The sequence below is a fragment of the Pseudomonas sp. M47T1 genome (assembly GCF_000263855.1).
GTDB lineage: Bacteria > Pseudomonadota > Gammaproteobacteria > Pseudomonadales > Pseudomonadaceae > Aquipseudomonas.
Genome location: NZ_AJWX01000019.1, coordinates 1 through 18,370, shown reverse-complemented (window position 1 = coordinate 18,370; position 18,370 = coordinate 1). Strand labels below are relative to the sequence as shown.

Here is an 18,370-nt window from a genome sequence, read left to right as displayed (position 1 = left end):
GGGTGGGGCTTTGCCAAGGAATTCACGATGCACCTGTTCCACACCTCCGACTGGCACCTGGGCCAAAGCCTGCATGGCCAGGACCGCGACTTCGAACACGCCTGTTTCCTGGCCTGGCTGCTGGCGCTTCTGAACCAGCGCCAGCCCGATGCACTGCTGATCGCCGGCGACATCTTCGACACCGTCAACCCGCCGGTCAAAGCCCAGGAACGGCTGTATGACTTCATCGTCAACGCCCACGAACAACAGCCGCTGCTGACCATCGTGATGATTGCCGGCAACCATGATTCCGGCTCGCGCATTGAACTGCCGGCACCACTGATGCGCCGCCTGCGCACCCACGCCCTGGGCCGCGTGGTGTGGCTGGACGATGGCCAACTGGACAGCGAGCGCCTGTTGATTGCGCTGCCCGACGCCAGCGGCGCGGTGGCCGCCTGGTGCCTGGCCCTGCCCTTCCTGCGCCCGGCGGAAGTCACCGGTGCCACCCTGGGCGATAATTACATCAGGGGCATTGCCCACGTTCACGAGCGCCTGATCGCCGCTGCCGAGCAAAAGCGTCAACCCGGTCAAGCCTTGATCGCTGTCAGCCACGCGCATATGGCCGGCGGCTCGGTGTCGGTGGACTCCGAGCGCAGCCTGGTCATCGGCAGCGCCGAGGCCCTGCCCGCCAGCCTGTTCGGCGAGGCCATCAGCTACGTGGCCCTGGGGCACTTGCACAAGCCGCAGCAGGTCAATGGCGAGTCACGCATCCGCTACAGCGGCTCGCCTATCCCGCTGTCGTTCTCGGAAATCGACTATCCCCATCAGGTCCTTGAAATCGAGTGCCAGGGCGAACAGCTCATCAGCGTCGAGCCCCACCTGGTACCGCGTGCCGTGGACCTGATTCGCGTGGGCCCAGCCCCTTTGGCCGAGGTACTGACGGCGCTGGGCGAGCAACCGGAAGTGGACCTGCTTGCCGGGCTCACCAATCAACCGTGGCTGGAAGTGCGGGTCATCCTCGATGAACCGCAGCCCGACCTGCGCCAGCAAATCGAAACCGCCCTGCAGAACAAGGCCGTGCGCCTGGTGCGCATCGGCGCCGAATACGCCGGCAGCCGTAGCGCCGATGATAACGACGCGCCGCTGCAAGCACTGGACCAACTAAGCCCCCAAGAGCTGTTCAGCCGCGCCTGGCAGGACAGCTACGGCAACGAGGTGGACAGCGCCACCCTGGATGACTTCGCGCTGTTGTTGCAGGAAGTGCAACTGGAAGGAGAGCAGCCATGAAAATCCTGGCCATCCGCCTGAAAAACCTCGCCTCGCTGGCCGGCCCGTTCGAGCTGGATTTCACCGCCGAGCCGCTGGCCAGCGCTGGCCTGTTCGCCATCACCGGCCCCACCGGCGCAGGCAAGAGCACACTGCTGGACGCCCTGTGCCTGGCCTTGTTTGGCGCCGTGCCGCGGTTAAGCAAGACCGGCCGCGACGCCAAGGTGCCCGACGCCGATGGCGAGATCAACACCGGCGACCCGCGCACCCTGCTGCGCCGTGGCACAGGCGCAGGCTTTGCCGAAGTCGACTTCGTGGGCATCGACGGCCGCCGCTACCGCGCTCGCTGGGAAGCCAACCGCGCCCGCGACAAAGCTGGCGCCAAGCTGCAGAACAGCCGCCAAAGCCTGCGCGACCTGGACAATGACCAATTGCTGGCCAGCCAGAAAGGCGAGTACAAGACCTTGCTGGAAGGCTGCCTGGGCTTGAACTTCGAACAGTTCACCCGCGCCGTGCTGCTAGCCCAGAGCGAATTCAGCGCCTTTCTCAAGGCCGACGACAACGAGCGCAGCGAACTGCTGGAAAAGCTCACCGACACCGCGCTGTACACGCGCCTGGGCAAACGCGCCTTTGAAAAGAGCCGCGATGCCCGCGATACCCACAAGCAGTTGCAGGAGCAGGCCGGCGGCATCGCGCCGTTGCCCAGCGAGGAGCGTGAGGCGCTCGACCAGCGATACACCGGCGCCCTGGCCACGTTGCGTGCTGAACAGGCGCGCCTCAAGCAACTGGAACAGCAGCGCCAGTGGTACGCGCAAGGTCAACGCCTGCAAGACGAGCATCAGGCAGCGGGCGAGCAGTTGCAACAGGCCGAGCAACAGGCCCTGGCCTTGAGCGAGAGCCGTGACACGCTGGTGCGCCTGGACACCCTGGCACCCCAACGCCACCTGTTCAGCCGCGAGGCCGAACTGAACGCTGAACGGCAGCCGCTGGCGGCCCGCATCACCCAGCAGCGCCAGGCGGCCGAGCAACTGCACAGGCGCCAGGGCCAACTCAAGCAGGCACGCGAACAGGCCCACGCCGCACTGGCCACCGCGCTGGCCGCCCAGGCCGACGCCGCCCCGGCCCTGCGCCAGGCCTTCGACGAACAAAGCCACCTGACACGCCTGGATGAACAGGCCGCGCCGCTGCAGCAGGCGCTGTACAGTGCCGAACAGGCCCGCGACCAAGGCCGCGCCGCCATCGAGCGCCTGGCGCACAGCCAACAGGCCAGCACCACGCGCCTGGCCCAGTACGCCGCGCAACTGCAACACAGCGCCGCCCTGGCGCCCCTGGCCGACGCCTGGCCGGTGTGGCGCCCGCGCCTGCAACAAGCCCTGACCCTCAGCGCCCGCCTGCTCAAGGGCCGCGAAGCATTGCCGGCACTGGAGCAACGCGCCACTGCCAGCCAGGCACAACTGGCCGAGCGCCAACAGGCGCTGGATGCCCTGTACCAGCAGGCCCAGTGTGCCCCCCATGAACTGGCCGACCGCCTGGCCAACCTGACCCATCAGTTGCACGACAGTCGCCAGCACCTGCGCAGTGTGGAAGACCTGCACCGCCACTGGCAGCGCCAGCAGGAACTGCACGAGCGTCAGCACACCCTGCGCGAACAGATCTGCGTCGCCACCGGGCAACGCGAGGCACGTACCCGCGAAGGCCTGCAACTCAAGGGCGAACACGAAACGGCGGTGCAGCAACTGGACCTGACCGTGGCCTTGCTCAACCGCCAGCGCCTGGCCCGCAGCGCCAGTGTCGAAGAACTGCGAGCCCAGTTGCAGGACGACCAGCCGTGCCCCGTGTGCGGCAGCGCCGAGCACCCCTGGCATCAGCCCGAAACATTCTTGCAAGCACTGGCCGGCCACGATGACAGCGAAGAGCGCAGCGCCCGCCAAGTGGTGGAGAAACTTGCCGCGCGCCTGGCCGAACTGCGCGTGGAAGTGGCCGCCCTGCGCGACCAGCAAGCCCTGTGCAAGCAGCAGGAAGAACAGCTGCAAGGGCAGCTGAACGCGGTCCAGCCTTTGCTGCACGCGCACCCGTTGCATGCCTTGCTGATCGGCGCCGAACAGCCCGCCCCCTGGCTGGACCAGCAACAGCAGGCCGCCACCCAGCGCATCCACGCTGAGGAGCAGCAACAGGCGGCCCTGCTGGCCCTGCAACAGCACGCCGGCGCTCAACAGCAGCACCTGCAACAGGCCCAACAAGCCAGCCAGGACGCCAGCCGCCTGCTCGCCGAGCAGCGCCAGCACCTGAACAACGACCAGCAACGCCTGGACGAAGAGCTGCAGGCCTTTGCCAGCGTGCTGCCAGCCAGTGAGCTGGACGGCTTGCAACACAGCCCCTCGGCCACCTTCATGGCCCTGGACAGCGCCGTCACCCAGCGCTTGCAGCAACTTGACCAGCAACGCGAGGAACAGCAGGAACACGAAGAACGCCGGCACCGCCTGGACCAGGAGCGCCTGCTGCAACAAGGCCGCGAACACGCCGCCGCGACCCAAAGCGAAGGCCTGGCGCAGTTCAGCCAGCAACGCCAGGCGGTCGGCGAGCGCCTGACCCGCGCGCTTGGCCCCCACGCCGATGCCGCCACGTGGCAGGCGGCGCTGGAGCAAGACGTACATCAGGCGCGCGCCAGCGAAAGCGCCGCCGCCGCGCAGCTGCAAAGCGCCGACAACGAAGCCGTGCAACTGGCCAGCGAGCTCAAGGCTGCGCAGCAGCGCCAAGAGCAATTGAGCCAGGCACTGACCAGCCTGGAAACCAGCCTCGAGGTGTGGCGCCAGCAGCACCCACAACTGGACAACGATGGCCTGACCGCCTTACTGGCCATCGACGATCAACAAATCGCCGCCTTGCGCCAGCAGTTGAGTAGCGCCGACAAGGCCGTGGAACAGGCGCATGTGCTACTGCACGAACGCGACCAGCGCTGCCAGGTGCATCAGGCCCAGGCCAATGGCGCCCCCGGGCCGGACGAACTGGACGCCACCCTGCAGGCCACTGCGCAACAGTGCGCGGCCTGCGAAGAAACCTGCGCCGAGCTGCGCGCCCAACAAGTCGAAGACCAGCGCCGCCTGACTGCCCACGGGCAGCTTCAGGCGCGCATCGAGCAGGCCTACGCCGAGTTCCAGCGCTGGGGCCGTTTAGCCGCCCTGATCGGCTCGGCCGAAGGGGAAAAATTCCGCAAGCTGGCCCAGGCCTACAACCTTGACCTGCTGGTGCATCACGCCAACGCCCAGTTACGTCAACTGGTGCGCCGCTACCGCCTCAAGCGCGGTGGCAGCATGCTGGGCCTGCTGGTGCTGGACACGGAAATGGGCGACGAACTGCGCTCGGTGCATTCGCTGTCGGGCGGGGAGACCTTCCTGGTGTCCCTGGCCCTGGCGCTGGGCCTGGCGTCCATGGCCTCGAGCACCCTGCGCATTGAATCGCTGTTCATTGACGAAGGCTTCGGCAGCCTCGACCCCGAATCCCTGCAACTGGCCATGGACGCCCTCGACGGCCTGCAAGCCCAAGGCCGCAAGGTGGCAGTGATTTCCCACGTGCAGGAAATGCACGAGCGAATCCCGGTGCAGATCCAGGTTAAGCGCCAGGGCAACGGCCTGAGCAGCGTGGAGGTGGTGGGGTGATCCTGTATTCGTTCCGCCGCTGCCCCTACGCCATGCGTGCGCGCATGGCGCTGCACTACAGCGGCGTGCCGGTGCACATCTGCGAAGTGAGTTTGAAAGCCAAGCCAGCCGACATGCTGGCGGCATCGCCCAAGGGCACGGTACCGGTGCTGGTACTGGACGATGGCACGGTGATCGACGAAAGCCTGGACATCATGCGCTGGGCGCTGGCCCGCAACGACCCGGACGGCTGGTTGGCCGCCGATGGCCAGGCGCTGATCGAGCACAACGACGGCCCGTTCAAGCGGGCGCTGAACTGCTATAAATACGCCGACCGCCACCCCGAACACCCCATGGTGTTTTACCGGGAACAAGGCTGCGAATTTTTGCAGGTGCTGGAGACAAGGCTTGAAGGAGGACCCTGGTTGGGTGGCGAAGGCATCGGCCTGGCCGATATCGCCATCGCACCCTTCATCCGCCAGTTCCGCGGGGTGAACCCGGACTGGTTCGGGCAGGCGCCCTACCCGCGCGTGCGGGAATGGATAGTGGCAATCATCGAATCGGATCTGTTCAACGCCATCATGACCCCAACCTAGTATTCGGCGCGCTTGCGTCGGATGGGGTACAAGCCTGCGGCCGCTGCTACAGACCGACCACGAATTGGGTCGCCACCGTGGCAGCAATCATGACGGCCACATAAAGGCCGATGGCCAGGTAAGCGCCCTGGCGGGCAGAAGAAAGGATAGCACTGGCCATGTGTGTAGGCTCCGTGGCGAACAATTCAGGCTGACAGCATCGGGGATCACGCGGCCGAAAACCAGTGACAAAGATCAATGACGGTTATCGACTTTTTTGATTGTAGCTCAGCTATGAACCTTAACCCGCCCCACCATTGGGCGGGTGTGCTCAAAGCTTTTCAGTGCTGGTTTTTGTGGTCCAGGGCGGCATAGAAGTTGGCGCTTTTCTGCAGGTACTGCTGGGTATAGCTGCTGACTGCGGCCTTGCGTTCCTGTACCTGCACACTGGCGTGGGCGGGCAGCACGACACTGGCGGAAACAGCGGAAGCGGCGATCACGGAGAAGAGATTGAAGTTCATGTCGGTATCCCTCGAAGACGGTGGTTTGGCTGGGGCCGGTGAGGCCATGGGTCAAACTTACGCCTGGGGTGCTGCGGGTTGAAATTCATTGGGGTGGTAGCGGATATCACTGGGATTGATATTTCCGTACCCGGTTGCGCGCGGCACCTGGGCAGTGCCCAAACGCCTGCGCGGCCCGGTGGTAGCGGCCACTTCGCTACCGCCTGCGGCATGAACTGCAGGATTTGACAGTATCGCGCACCACCCAACCCTCATACCCTACCCGCAGATCCATGCCTGGCAGGACACGCTCATGAGCAGCCACGACCTCGTCCCTACTCCACGAAACCTGCATTTCGACCTTCCGGCCGAGCGCATTTGCGATTGGTACCAACACTGTCGTTATATGAGCCACTGGAGCAATAGCCTGTCGATCATGGCTCCGGTGTTCGAACGCTTCGTCATCCAGGCAATACGCGCCCACGAATCGACCCTTGCAGATGTCCCCCTGTTATCGCAGCAGGTCAAGGCGCTGATTGACCAAGAGGCCGTGCATGCGCGCGAACATCGCCGCTACAACGACTTGATCGACCTTGCCGGGCTACCGGCTACACGCATCGCGCGACGCTGGCAAACCCTGCTCCACCACACCCTGGAATCACGCTGGGTATCGAACCGAATGCGCCTGGCCGCAACGATGATGTTTGAACACCACGCAGCCATGATTGCCGGACAAGAATTACGCACGAGGAAGAACACGCCGGACATGGAGCCCCGCTTTCTGGCTCTGTGGAACTGGCACGCCCTGGAAGAAATCGAACATAAATCAGTGTCGTTCGACCTATGGCGCCATACCTTGGCGCCTGGGCCGGTCAGGTATGGGTTACGAACCTCTACCGTCCTGCTGCTCAGTGTGCCGTTCTGGTACATGATCTTCGAATCCTTCCTGCGCCTGATATGGGCAGACCGGCATTCGACCGAGCATGTACACGGTGCATGGCGCCTGGCGAAGTACCTGTGGGGGCCGCATGGCTTTTTCTTCGGTAATTCCAGGGGGTGGCTGGCCTATTTCAAGCCTGGGTTCGACCCATGGACAGACGATGACGTGGCATTGCTCAAGCCGCTGGAACAAGATCGGCTCTAAGGTGGCGTGAACCAGGACACTGCGGTTGTGTAGCCGGACAAAAATCGAAAACGCAAAATCCCCGCGATACTGGAGTATCGAGGAAGCATTTGGAGAAGGTATAGAAAGGAAATGGCAGGGGCGGCTGGATTCGAACCAACGCATGGCAGGATCAAAACCTGCTGCCTTACCGCTTGGCGACGCCCCTGTAGGTGTTGCGACGAGCACGTTGGACAGTGCTCGTTGGGTAGGCGCGCAATTTAACACCATTGTTCGTACCTGTGAAGCCCTGATGCAAATATTTTTGTTTAAAAACAGAAGGTTGCTAAATGGCCCTTTCGCTCTCAAAAGATTGCACCGGTCTGTAGGAACGGGCCATGCCCGCGAAGCAGGCACCGCTGTACGCCGGGCGACACGTGGCGCGGCCTTCGCGGACACGGTACGCTCCTGCAGGGGTAGGTCAGCCTTTGATGAAGGCCAACAGGTCGTTGTTGATGACGTCGGCGTGGGTGGTGCACATGCCGTGGGGGTAGCCCTTGTAGACCTTCAGCGTGCCGTGGTTCAGCAGTTTGATCGACAACTGGGCCGAGTCGGCGATGGGCACAATCTGGTCGTCATCGCCATGCAGCACCAGCACCGGTACAGTGATTGCCTTCAGGTCTTCGGTGAAGTCGGTTTCCGAGAAGGCCTTGATGCAGTCGTAATGGGCCTTGGTGCCGCCCATCATGCCCTGGCGCCACCAGTTGTCCTTGACCCCTTCCGACACCTCGGCGCCTTCGCGGTTGTAGCCGTAGAACGGCAGCGGCACTTCCTTGTAGAACTGCGACCGGTTGGCCGCCAGCGCGCTGCGGAAGCCGTCGAACACCTCGATAGGCAAGCCGCCGGGGTTGCTCGCCGACTTGACCATGATCGGCGGCACTGCGCCAATCAGCGCGGCCTTCGCCACCCGCCCTGCCCCGTGCCGCGCCACGTAGCGCGCCACTTCGCCGCCACCGGTGGAGTGGCCGATGTGAACGGCGTTTTTCAGGTCCAGGTGCGCGGCCAATTGCGCCACGTCGTCGGCGTAGGTGTCCATCTCGTTGCCGGTGGCGGTCTGGGTGGAACGGCCGTGGCCACGGCGGTCGTGGGCGATCACCCGGTAGCCTTGATGCAGGAAGAACAGCATTTGCGCGTCCCAGTCATCGGCGCTCAACGGCCAGCCGTGGTGAAACACGATGGGCTGGCCGGTGCCCCAGTCCTTGTAGTAGATCTGGGTGCCGTCTTTGAGGGTAAACAGAGCCATGCTTCCACCTCCATTGTGCAGAGAAGCCTGCGCACACTGCGCACGCCGAACAAGGAGGGTAGATGGTGCCGGGAAAAGGCGAGCTACCGCTGGTCTGCGCACCAATGAAAAACCCCCGCTTTCACGGGGGTTCTTTGCATCAACGCAGGAACTTCACATCCGACGGTGAATCGATGTCGAACTTCTGCACGGTGTCGCCCAGCTTGCCAGTGGCCGGGTCACGCTTGACCACGACGATCTGGTTGCTCTTCTGGTTGGCGATCAGCACGAACTTGCCGCTTGGATCGATAGTGAACTCGCGCGGTTCCACGCCTTCCACCGAGCGACGCTGTACTTCCTTGAGCTCACCGCTGGCCTTGTCGATGCTGAACAGCAGGATCTCGCTGGCCTGGCCACGGTTGGTCACGTAGAAGTACTTGCCGTCAGCCGAGAAGTGCAGCGCAGCCGTGGCCTTGTGGGCAGCATCGGCGTCGGCAGCAGCCAGGTTGATGGCCTGCTTTTGCACCAGGTTGCCGGCTTTCACGTCGAACACAAATACCTGGCCGCTCATTTCGGTGGTCAGGTAGGCATGCTTGCCGTCAGCGCTGAACAACAGGTGTCGCGGGCCGCTGCCCGGTGGCAGTTGCACGGAAGCCGGCGATGCAGCGGTCAGCGGCTTGGCCTTGTTGGCAGCGTCGTAGTGGTAGACGAACACCTTGTCGGCGCCCAGGTCCTGCACATAGACGAAGCGGCCATCGGGGCTGGAAACCACCGAGTGCACGTGATCGCTGTCCTGACGGCCGGCCACTACCTTGGAGGCAGCGTCATGGCTCTCTTGCTGCACCAGCGGGCTCAGGGTGCCGTCAGCGCCCACGCCAAATACCGACAGGCTGCCGTTCGGGTCCGGGTGCACCGAGTAGTTGGCCACGAACAGGTGTTTTTCACCCTTGGCCAGGCTTGAGAACGTCGGGTCCTCACCCTTGGTCTCAACCTGGTTGATAGGGGTCAGGTCGTGGGTCTTGGCGTCGATCTTGAAGGAGCTGACCTTGCCCACTTTGTCGTGGGTGGAATCCGGGCCGTTCTCGTTCACCGCAAACAGGTGCTTCTGGTCCTTGCTGATGGTCAGCCAGGACGGGTTCTCGGTCTTGGTCACTTGCAGCGGCTTGGCGCTGATCTGGCCAGTGGCGCTGTCGAAGTGGTAGCGGTAGATACCTTCGCTCGAAGCGTTGGTGTAGGTACCCACCAGCAGGTCATAGCCGCTGGCCGCCATGGCATGGGACGAGAGCGCGGTAATGCCACTGGCAAGCAGAAAAGGCAGGAGATGACGTTTCATTGTGTTTTTTATCCTCGACGGGTCGTGATCAAAAGACCCTGATCATTTTCAGAAGTTGGACGCCAGGAACATTTATTCCTGTTCGTCATCCTCATCACTTGCAGAGAAACCACTGAGGCAGACTAGTTGATAGCTGCCGGTGTCGTTGCTGATTTCCCAGGACTGTTGCGCATCATCGAAGCGCGCCGCCGCCAATTGCTCGGCAGTGAAGCGCCAGCGCTTGAGCTCGCGCCCATCCATGCATTCGATGCGCAGTTCGCCCGCGTCCAGGACAAAATCAAAGACATGCAAACCATTGATCAGCAGCATGCCGCTTGTTTCTAGTTGTTCGGTAAGGCCGGTCATGACCATCTTTCATAAAGGGGTGGAGAGGCGCCTATCATAGGCCAAATCGGCCGATTTGAAACCGGTTTCTGCTTCAATCTGTCGCACCCTGAGGCGTGTAATAGCGTCGCGGGATAGCCCATAGAATCAGGGCTGCGGCCAGCAGGCTGATAATACTCAGCACATACAGCGCCGGCGTGGCCGCGCCCGTGAGGTCCTTGATGCGGCCGATCATGTAAGGAGCGATCACGCCGCCCAACTGGCCCAGGGAGTTGATCAGCGCTATGCCGGCCGCAGCTGCCATGCCACTGAGAAAGCGCGGCGGGATGGTCCAGAATATCGGCATCCAGGCGATCAGCCCGGCCATGATCAGGCTCAACCCCAGCATCAGCGGCAGCAGTTGCCCGGCAAAAGCGGCGCACACCAGGTAGCCAATGGCGCACAGCAGCGCGCAACTCGCCATGTGCCAGCGGCGCTCGCCGCGGCGATCCGAACTGATGCCCATCAACAGGTTGAAGGCGGCAGCGCCGATGTAGGGCAAGGTGGTCAGCAGGCCGATGTGCAGCGTATCGGCCACGCCGGCGCTGCGGATCAGTTGCGGCATCCAGAACAGCAGGCCGGTCAGGGCCATGACCAGGCACAGGTAGATGGTCGACATCACGTAGGTGGTAGGGTGCTTCCACAGCCCGACGAGCGAGTGCGACGCCGTGCTGGTGGGCTCGGCGGCCATGCGTTCGAGCATCAATTGCTTCTCGTGCGGTGACAGCCATTTGGCCTGTTCAATGCGGTCACTGACGAACCACAGCACCACGAAACCCAGCACAATGGACGGCAGCGCTTCCAGCAGGAACAGCCACTTCCACCCGGCCAGCCCGTGAGCGCCGTCCAGCGTGCCGAGAATCAGGCCGGCCAGCGGCCCGCCCACCACGCCGCACAGGCAGATGGAGCTTTTGAAATAGCTGTTCACCCTGGCCCGCCGCCCCGCCGGGTACCACTGCGTGAAGAAGTACAGCACGCCCGGCACAAAGCCGGCCTCCATCACCCCGATCAGAAAGCGCAGGGTGTAGAACCAGAACTCGCCCTGCACCAGCATCATGCAGGCGGAAGTCAGGCCCCAGGTGATCATGATTCGCGCAATCCACACCCGCGCACCGATCTTGTGAAGGAGCATGTTGCTGGGTACTTCGAACAGGAAGTAACCGACGAAGAACAGGCTGGCCCCCAGGCCATAGACCGTGTCGCTGAAGCCCAGGTCGCTCTGCATTTCCAGCTTGGCGAAGCTGATGTTGACCCGGTCGAGGTAGGCGAACAGAAAGCACAGGATGAACAGCGGCACGATCCGCCAGTTGACCTTGCGGTACAGCGCGTCTTCGGACAATTCGCGGGCGCGGGTATCCAGTGCAGCGGTTTGCGTGGCCATGTCACACCTCTCTTATTGTTGTGGTGTTTGCCTTGCCGAATCACCCGTGGGAGCGGGCGCTGCCCGCGAAGGGAACACCGCGGTGCCTGCTTCGCGGGCACCGCCCGCCCCCACCTGGCCAAGCTGTTGGCTCTGTCTAGAGCGCAGCGCGGCTGGGCTGGCCATCCACCAGCCGGGTGATGCCCAGCGGGTTGGCGTTGCGCAGCGGTTCGGGGAGCATGTCATCGGGGTAGTTCTGGAAGCACACCGGCCGCAGGAAGCGGTCGATGGCCAGGGTGCCCACCGAGGTGCCGCGCGAATCCGACGTGGCGGGGTAAGGCCCGCCGTGCACCATGGCTTCGCACACCTCAACGCCGGTGGGATAACCATTGAGCAGGATGCGCCCCACCTTCTGTTCCAGCAGCGCCGTCAGTTCAGCGTGGTGCCTGAAGTCAGCCGGCTCGCCAATCACGGTTGCCGTCAGCTGGCCGTGAAGCGCGGTGATGGCGGCGTTGAGCTGGTACTGATCCGCCACCTCGAGCAGAATCGTGGTGGGCCCGAACACTTCTTCCTGAAGCACCTCATCGCCATTGAGCAGCAGGCTGACATCGGCCTGGAACAATTGCGGCTGCGCTTGCGCACCTTGCTGGCTACTGCCGGCCAGGTGACGAATGCCGGTGTGAGCATGCAACGCCTCCAGGCCCTTGGCGTAGCTGCGCAACGTGCCGGCGTTGAGCATCGTCTGCGCCGGCTGGGCGCCCATGGCGGCGGCCAGTTGCTGGGTGAACACGCTGAAACCGGGCGAGCGCAGGCCAATAACCAGGCCTGGGTTGGTGCAGAACTGTCCGCAGCCCTGTACCACCGAGGCGGTCAGCTCACGGGCGACGGTCTCGCCGCGTACCTCCAGGGCCTGGGGCAGCAGGATCACCGGGTTGATGCTCGACATTTCGGCGAACACCGGAATCGGCTGCGCACGCGCCGCCGCCATGTCACACAAGGCGCGACCGCCCTTCAGCGAACCGGTGAAGCCCACGGCCTGGATAGCCGGGTGCTTGACCAGCGCCTCCCCTACCCCGGCGCCGTAGATCATGTTGAACACGCCCGCCGGCATCTCGGTGCGCTCGGCGGCGCGAATGATCGCATCGGCCACACGCTCAGCCGTGGCCATGTGGCCGCTGTGGGCCTTGAACACCACCGGGCAGCCGGCCGCCAGCGCCGCAGCGGTATCGCCACCGGCCGTGGAAAATGCCAGGGGAAAGTTACTGGCACCGAACACCGCCACCGGGCCCACGCCAATACGGTATTGGCGCAAGTCCGGGCGTGGCAGCGGCGTGCGCTGGGGCAGCGCCTGGTCAATGCGTGCGCCGTAGAAATCACCGCGGCGCAACACCTTGGCGAACAAGCGCATCTGCCCGCTGGTGCGGCCGCGCTCGCCCAGGATACGGGCCGCCGGCAATGCGGTTTCCTGGGTAACCAGGGCGACGAAATCGTCCCCCAGCGCGTCCAGTTCGTCGGCAACCGCCTCAAGAAACTGCGCCCGGCGTTCGGCGCTCAAAACGCGGTACAACGGGTAGGCCGCCTGGGCGGCACGAGCGGCGGCGTCCACTTCTTCAGCAGTGGCCTGGTGAAAATTGAATGGTAACTCGGCACCGGTGGCGGCATCGACGCTTTTGACAATCACCGAGCCCTGGGCGCTGCGACGACCGCCAATGTAGTTATGACCACGAATCATGAGACCTCCTCAGAGTTTGCCAATGCCACCCGGCACGAACGCCGCCTCGCCACGCCCCACCGTGTTGCTCAGCGGCGCGCCGAATTCGTCCAGGCTGATCTCGAAGCGATCGCCTGCCTGAGTGCTGATGCCGTCGGCGAAGGACAAGGTGGCGGTGCCAAAGAAGTGTATGTGCACATCGCCCGGGCGCAGGAACTGCGCATACTTGAAGTGGTGGTATTCCAGGTTGTCGAAGCTGTGGCACATGTTGCCTTCACCGCTGAGGAACTCCTTTTCCCACAGCACGTTGCCGTCACGCCAGATACGGCTGGTGCCGGCCAGGTGAGTTGGCAACTCGCCCACGCGCAGTTCCGGGCCATAGGCGCAGTGGCGCAGTTTGGAGTGGGCCAGGTAGAGGTAGTTCTTGCGCTCCATCACGTGGTCGGAAAACTCGTTGCCCAGGGCAAAGCCCAGGCGGTAAGGCTTGCCATCATGACCAATCACGTAAAGGCCGCCCAGTTCCGGCTCCTCGCCCGCGTCTTCGGCAAAGGGCGGCACGGGAAACTCGCCACCCGGCGCCACTACGATGCTGCCGTCGCCCTTGTAGAACCACTCCGGCTGGACCCCGGCCTGGCCCGCCGCAGGTTTGCCGCCTTCCAGGCCCCACTTGAATATTTTCATGCTGTCGGTGATGGCGGCTTCATCGCCCACCTGCTGGTGCATCTTGTCGCGAGTGGCAGCGCTGCCCAGGTGAGTCAGGCCGGTGCCGGTGATCAGCATGTGCGCTGGGTCCGGGTGGTCCAGCGGCGGCAGAATGCGGCCGTCCTCCAGCAACTGGCGGTAATCGTGGTGCTGGCCAAGGCCCAGGTCGTCGACGTGACGGGCCAGGCCCACACCGGCTTCAATGGCTGCCAGGGCCAGCTCGCGCACGCTGTCGGCGCCGCGCACTTCGTGCACGCGGTCGCTGTCCACCAGGCCAACACGGCGCTGGCCATCGCTCAACAGAAATTGCACTAGACGCATGTTGATGCTCCCTTTTGTTATTCAGGTTCGCGCGCTGGGTTGCGCGCTGCGGGCACTGGCGGCGAACTGCTCGGCCGGCAGCGCGTGGCGGCGCTCCAGCAGGCGGTAGACCACGCCAGTCAAGACGAGGCCGAACAGCATCACGGCCGTGAGGAAATACAGGCCGCTGGCCAGGGTGCCGGTGTACTCCTTGAGCGCACCGATGACGAAGGGGCCGATATAGCCACCCAGGTTGCCCACCGAGTTGATCAGGGCAATACCCGCAGCCGCACTGGCCCCGGCGAAGAAGCGCCCCGGCAATGTCCAGAACACCGCCGTGCAGGAAAACAGCGAGAACGCCACCAGGCTCAGCGCCGCCAGTTGCAGCACCGGCACGCTGAGCCAGGCGCTGAAGAACAGGCCGGCGGCGCCCAGCACGTACAGCACGGCCAGGTGGCCATAGCGGTCATTCAGACGGTCGGAGCTGCGCGGCACAATCAGCAGGCCGACGATGCCGAACACATAGGGCACCGACGACACGAAGCCGGTCACCAGGTCACTGCCGCCGAACTGCTTGATCAGCGTCGGCAACCACAGCCCCAGGCCATAGATGCTCAACGTTACCGGCAGGTAGAACAGCGCCAGCAGCAGCACGCGAACGTCCTTGAGGGCATGCAGGGGGTTGCCGTGGCGGGTCTGGCCATAGGCAGCGAGGTCCTTGTTCAACTCGCCGGTCAGCCAGCCTTTCTCCACGTCGGTCATCCATTTCACCTGCGCAGGGCCATCAGGCAGCCAACGTAGTACCGGCCAGGTGAGCAACAGCGCCGGGGTACCAATGGCGATGAACAGCCATTGCCAGCCGTGCAGGCCCAGCACGCCATCCATACCCAGCAAACCACCCGACACCGGGCCGGTGATCATCATGGCAATGGGCTGGGAAAGGATGAACAGGCCAAGGATCTTGCCGCGGTGACGCACCGGGAACCACTGGGTGATGTAGTACAGCACGCCAGGGAAGAAGCCGGCCTCGGCGGCGCCAAGCAGCAAGCGCATCACATAGAAGCTGTTGGGGCCCTGGACGAAAGCCATGCCAATGGTGATGGCGCCCCAGGTGATCATGATGCGGGCAAACCAGCGCCGCGCGCCGAAGCGGGTCAGCAGCAGGTTGCTGGGAATTTCCAGGAGGAAGTAACCGATGAAAAACAGCCCGGCGCCCATGCCGTAGGCGGCATCGCCGATACCCACGTCACTGCCCATGTGCAGTTTGGCGAAGCCCACGGCCGAACGGTCCACGTAGGCCACCAGGTACAGCAGTATCAGGAAGGGGATCAGCTTGAGGGTCATACGCCTTATCAGGCGCAATTCTTCGCTCATGGCAACGGTCTCCAATTGTTCTTGTTATGGATGGGGATCGTGCAGGCGCGTACAACTGCCAGCCGTCCTCCGTTGCGATCGACTATATAGTATTACTATTTAATCGACAACGGCTTCACATGACAGGTTTTTAGGCCTATTTTAGCTATCAGCGCCGCCATTAAGTCTTACAATAAGAGAATCCCCATGTCTGATAAGAAACCTACCCTGCGTTCGGCCCAATGGTTTGGTACCGCCGACAAGAACGGCTTCATGTACCGCAGCTGGATGAAGAACCAGGGCATCGCCGACCATCAATTCCATGGCAAACCGATCATTGGCATTTGCAACACCTGGTCTGAGCTGACCCCGTGCAACGCCCATTTCCGCACCATTGCCGAACACGTGAAACGCGGCGTGCTGGAAGCCGGCGGTTTCCCGGTGGAGTTTCCGGTGTTCTCCAATGGCGAATCCAACTTGCGCCCCACCGCCATGCTCACCCGTAACCTGGCCAGCATGGACGTGGAGGAAGCCATTCGCGGCAACCCTATCGACGGCGTGGTGCTGCTGACCGGCTGTGACAAGACCACCCCTGCCCTGCTGATGGGCGCAGCCAGCTGCGACGTTCCGGCCATCGTTGTCACCGGTGGGCCGATGCTCAACGGCAAGCACAAGGGCCGCGACATTGGTGCCGGCACCATCGTCTGGCAGATGCATGAATCGCTGAAAGCCGGGCAGATCAGCCTGGACGAGTTCCTCTCGGCCGAAGCCGGCATGTCACGCTCGGCCGGTACCTGCAACACCATGGGCACTGCGTCCACCATGGCCTGCATGGCCGAAGCCCTGGGCACCTCGCTGCCGCACAACGCCGCCATCCCGGCGGTGGATTCGCGGCGCTACGTGCTCGCACACATGTCGGGCATGCGCGCGGTGGAGATGGTGAAAGAAGACCTGCGGCTGTCGAAGATCCTCACCCGCGAAGCCTTCGAGAATGCCATTCGCGTCAACGCCGCCATCGGCGGCTCCACCAACGCGGTCATCCACCTGAAGGCCATCGCCGGCCGCATCGGCGTGGACCTGGAACTGGACGACTGGACGCGCATCGGCCGTGGCACGCCCACCCTGGTGGACCTGCAACCTTCCGGGCGTTTCCTGATGGAAGAGTTCTACTACGCCGGCGGCCTGCCCGCCGTGCTGCGGCGCCTGGGGGAGAACAACCTGATCCCCAACCCCCAGGCCCTGACCGTGAACGGCAAGAGCCTGTGGGACAACGTGCGCAACTCGCCCATCTATGGCGACGACGAAGTCATCCGCGCCATCGACAACCCGCTGGTGGCCGACGGCGGCATTTGCGTGCTGCGCGGCAACCTCGCCCCCTTGGGCGCCGTGCTCAAGCCTTCTGCCGCCACGCCTGCGCTGATGAAACACCGTGGTCGCGCGGTGGTGTTCGAGAACTTCGACCAGTACAAGGCGCGCATCAACGACCCGGAACTGGACGTGGACGCCGACTCCATTCTGGTAATGAAAAACTGCGGGCCCAAGGGTTACCCGGGCATGGCCGAAGTGGGCAACATGGGCCTGCCGGCCAAGCTGCTGGCCCAGGGCGTGACCGACATGGTGCGTATCTCGGACGCGCGCATGAGCGGCACCGCCTATGGCACCGTGGTGCTGCACGTGGCGCCAGAAGCGGCAGCCGGTGGGCCGTTGGCGGCGGTGAAGGAAGGTGACTACATCGAGCTGGACTGCGCCACAGGCCGCTTGCACCTGGACATCAGCGACGCCGAACTGACAGCGCGCCTGGCTGATTGGCAGGCACCGGTGAACAACCTGCTGGCGGGCGGTTACCGGCAGTTGTACGTGGACCATGTGATGCAGGCGGATCAGGGGTGCGACTTTGACTTCCTGGTGGGTTGCCGCGGATCGGAAGTGCCACGCCACTCCCACTGATACCCGCCCCCCCCGTAGGAGCTGCCGCCAGGCTGCGAAAAGGTCCGCAGGACCTTCGGCGGTATCATGCTGATCGCGGGCACGCTGTGCGCGCCTTCGCAGCCTGGCGGCAGCTGCTACGGGGGCACCCAGCGATGCTATGATCGCCTCACCATCGCCCAGGACTACCCCTTCCCCCATGGATTACCGCAAACCCTCCGACCGCAAAAGCATGCACGCGCGCATTGTCCAGGAAATCGGCATGCAGATCGTTTCCGGGCGGCTGAAGCCTGATGACAAGCTGCCCGCCGAAGCGTTGTTGTGTGAGGAATACGCGGTCAGCCGGCCGGTGCTGCGTGAAGCCACGCGGGTGCTGGTGGCCAAGGGGCTGGTGTATTCAAAGCCACGGGTGGGCACGGTGGTGAAGGCGCGGCGCGAATGGCACCTGCTGGACCCGGACGTGCTGCACTGGCTGATGCAAAGCAGCCCGCAAAACGAGTTCTTCGCATTGCTGACCAGTGTGCGGGCCATCATCGAACCGGCAGCGGCAGCGCTGGCGGCACAGCACGCGACAGCCGAGGACGTGGCGTCGATCAGCGAGGCCTACCAGCGCATGGAAGCGGCGCCCACGCCCGAAGCGCTGTTGCAACCGGACCTGGATTTCCACAGCCGCATCGCCGAAGCCACCCACAACGATCTGCTGGCGCACCTGTGCAACATGCTGGCATTGGCGTTGCGCGAAGCGTTGAAGCATTCCAACCAGCGGCCCAACCTGCACGAGTTGGCCATGCCGCGGCACAAGGCAATCCTCACCGCCATCGAAAACCGCGACGCCCTGGCAGCGCGCCAGGCCACCCTGGTGCAGCTGGATGATGCGCGCAATGCACTGGGAATGGTGTTGGGTTCAGAGTTGGCTCTGTAACCCCGCCTTCGCGGACATGGTCCGCTCCTGCAGGACTGCACGGTACCTGTAGGAGCGGACC

The 18,370-nt window shown here is 63.7% G+C and carries 14 protein-coding genes and 1 tRNA gene; 6 read left to right on the top strand and 9 right to left on the bottom strand.

Annotated features, from left to right (window positions below):
* Positions 1-27 precede the first annotated feature (27 nt).
* Genes PMM47T1_RS19070 through PMM47T1_RS19060 form a run of 3 tightly spaced genes read left to right on the top strand, consistent with a single transcriptional unit; the run spans position 28 to position 5,476 of the window.
* Positions 28-1,266: an exonuclease SbcCD subunit D gene (locus tag PMM47T1_RS19070; RefSeq protein WP_008371914.1), complete on the top strand. Its 1,239-nt coding sequence runs from the start codon at positions 28-30 to the stop codon at positions 1,264-1,266.
* Entirely contained in the window at positions 1,263-4,901 is a 3,639-nt protein-coding gene (locus PMM47T1_RS19065) for an AAA family ATPase (RefSeq protein WP_008371913.1), read from the top strand. Before PMM47T1_RS19070 ends, PMM47T1_RS19065 begins: the two co-directional genes overlap by 4 nt.
* Positions 4,898-5,476 (top strand): glutathione S-transferase, encoded by a 579-nt coding sequence (locus PMM47T1_RS19060; protein WP_008371911.1) that lies wholly within the window; start codon positions 4,898-4,900, stop codon positions 5,474-5,476. Before PMM47T1_RS19065 ends, PMM47T1_RS19060 begins: the two co-directional genes overlap by 4 nt.
* A gap of 320 nt (positions 5,477-5,796) precedes the next feature.
* Here PMM47T1_RS19060 and PMM47T1_RS19055 read toward each other — a convergent pair whose 3' ends face one another.
* Positions 5,797-5,976: a hypothetical protein gene (locus tag PMM47T1_RS19055; protein WP_008371908.1), complete on the bottom strand. Its 180-nt coding sequence runs from the start codon at positions 5,974-5,976 to the stop codon at positions 5,797-5,799.
* Between the two features lie 292 nt (positions 5,977-6,268).
* Between PMM47T1_RS19055 and PMM47T1_RS19050 the strand changes: the two genes are divergently transcribed.
* Positions 6,269-7,099: a metal-dependent hydrolase gene (locus PMM47T1_RS19050; protein ID WP_008371905.1), complete on the top strand. Its 831-nt coding sequence runs from the start codon at positions 6,269-6,271 to the stop codon at positions 7,097-7,099.
* A 112-nt stretch (positions 7,100-7,211) separates the two neighbouring features.
* Here PMM47T1_RS19050 and PMM47T1_RS19045 read toward each other — a convergent pair.
* The 8 genes from PMM47T1_RS19045 to PMM47T1_RS19010 all read right to left on the bottom strand — a co-directional run bounded on the left by PMM47T1_RS19045 (position 7,212) and on the right by PMM47T1_RS19010 (position 15,482).
* Positions 7,212-7,286: transfer RNA gene (locus PMM47T1_RS19045), tRNA-Gln, on the bottom strand.
* Positions 7,287-7,538: 252 nt separating this feature from the next.
* Positions 7,539-8,360, bottom strand: coding sequence for an alpha/beta fold hydrolase (locus PMM47T1_RS19040; protein WP_008371902.1), 822 nt, complete (start codon positions 8,358-8,360; stop codon positions 7,539-7,541).
* A gap of 139 nt (positions 8,361-8,499) precedes the next feature.
* Positions 8,500-9,672, bottom strand: coding sequence for a lactonase family protein (locus PMM47T1_RS19035; protein WP_008371900.1), 1,173 nt, complete (start codon positions 9,670-9,672; stop codon positions 8,500-8,502).
* A gap of 72 nt (positions 9,673-9,744) precedes the next feature.
* Complete coding sequence (locus PMM47T1_RS19030) at positions 9,745-10,017, bottom strand: DUF5629 family protein (RefSeq protein WP_008371898.1); 273 nt, start codon at positions 10,015-10,017, stop codon at positions 9,745-9,747.
* Between the two features lie 73 nt (positions 10,018-10,090).
* Positions 10,091-11,416, bottom strand: coding sequence for an MFS transporter (locus PMM47T1_RS19025; protein ID WP_008371896.1), 1,326 nt, complete (start codon positions 11,414-11,416; stop codon positions 10,091-10,093).
* A gap of 136 nt (positions 11,417-11,552) precedes the next feature.
* On the bottom strand, positions 11,553-13,127 hold the full coding sequence (locus PMM47T1_RS19020) for an aldehyde dehydrogenase (NADP(+)) (protein WP_008371894.1): 1,575 nt from the start codon (positions 13,125-13,127) through the stop codon (positions 11,553-11,555).
* Positions 13,128-13,136: 9 nt separating this feature from the next.
* The gene (gene araD1 / locus PMM47T1_RS19015) at positions 13,137-14,129 is read right to left on the bottom strand and encodes an AraD1 family protein (RefSeq protein WP_008371892.1); all 993 of its coding nucleotides are present in this window, start codon (positions 14,127-14,129) and stop codon (positions 13,137-13,139) included.
* A gap of 21 nt (positions 14,130-14,150) precedes the next feature.
* Positions 14,151-15,482 (bottom strand): MFS transporter, encoded by a 1,332-nt coding sequence (locus tag PMM47T1_RS19010; RefSeq protein ID WP_008371890.1) that lies wholly within the window; start codon positions 15,480-15,482, stop codon positions 14,151-14,153.
* Positions 15,483-15,668: 186 nt separating this feature from the next.
* Here PMM47T1_RS19010 and PMM47T1_RS19005 point away from each other — a divergent pair, with 186 nt between their 5' ends.
* Both PMM47T1_RS19005 and PMM47T1_RS19000 read left to right on the top strand, forming a co-directional pair.
* On the top strand, positions 15,669-17,408 hold the full coding sequence (locus PMM47T1_RS19005) for an IlvD/Edd family dehydratase (protein ID WP_008371888.1): 1,740 nt from the start codon (positions 15,669-15,671) through the stop codon (positions 17,406-17,408).
* A 178-nt stretch (positions 17,409-17,586) separates the two neighbouring features.
* A complete protein-coding gene (locus PMM47T1_RS19000) occupies positions 17,587-18,309 on the top strand; it encodes a FadR/GntR family transcriptional regulator (RefSeq protein WP_008371884.1) in 723 nt (240 codons plus the stop codon).
* The last annotated feature ends 61 nt before the right edge of the window (positions 18,310-18,370 follow it).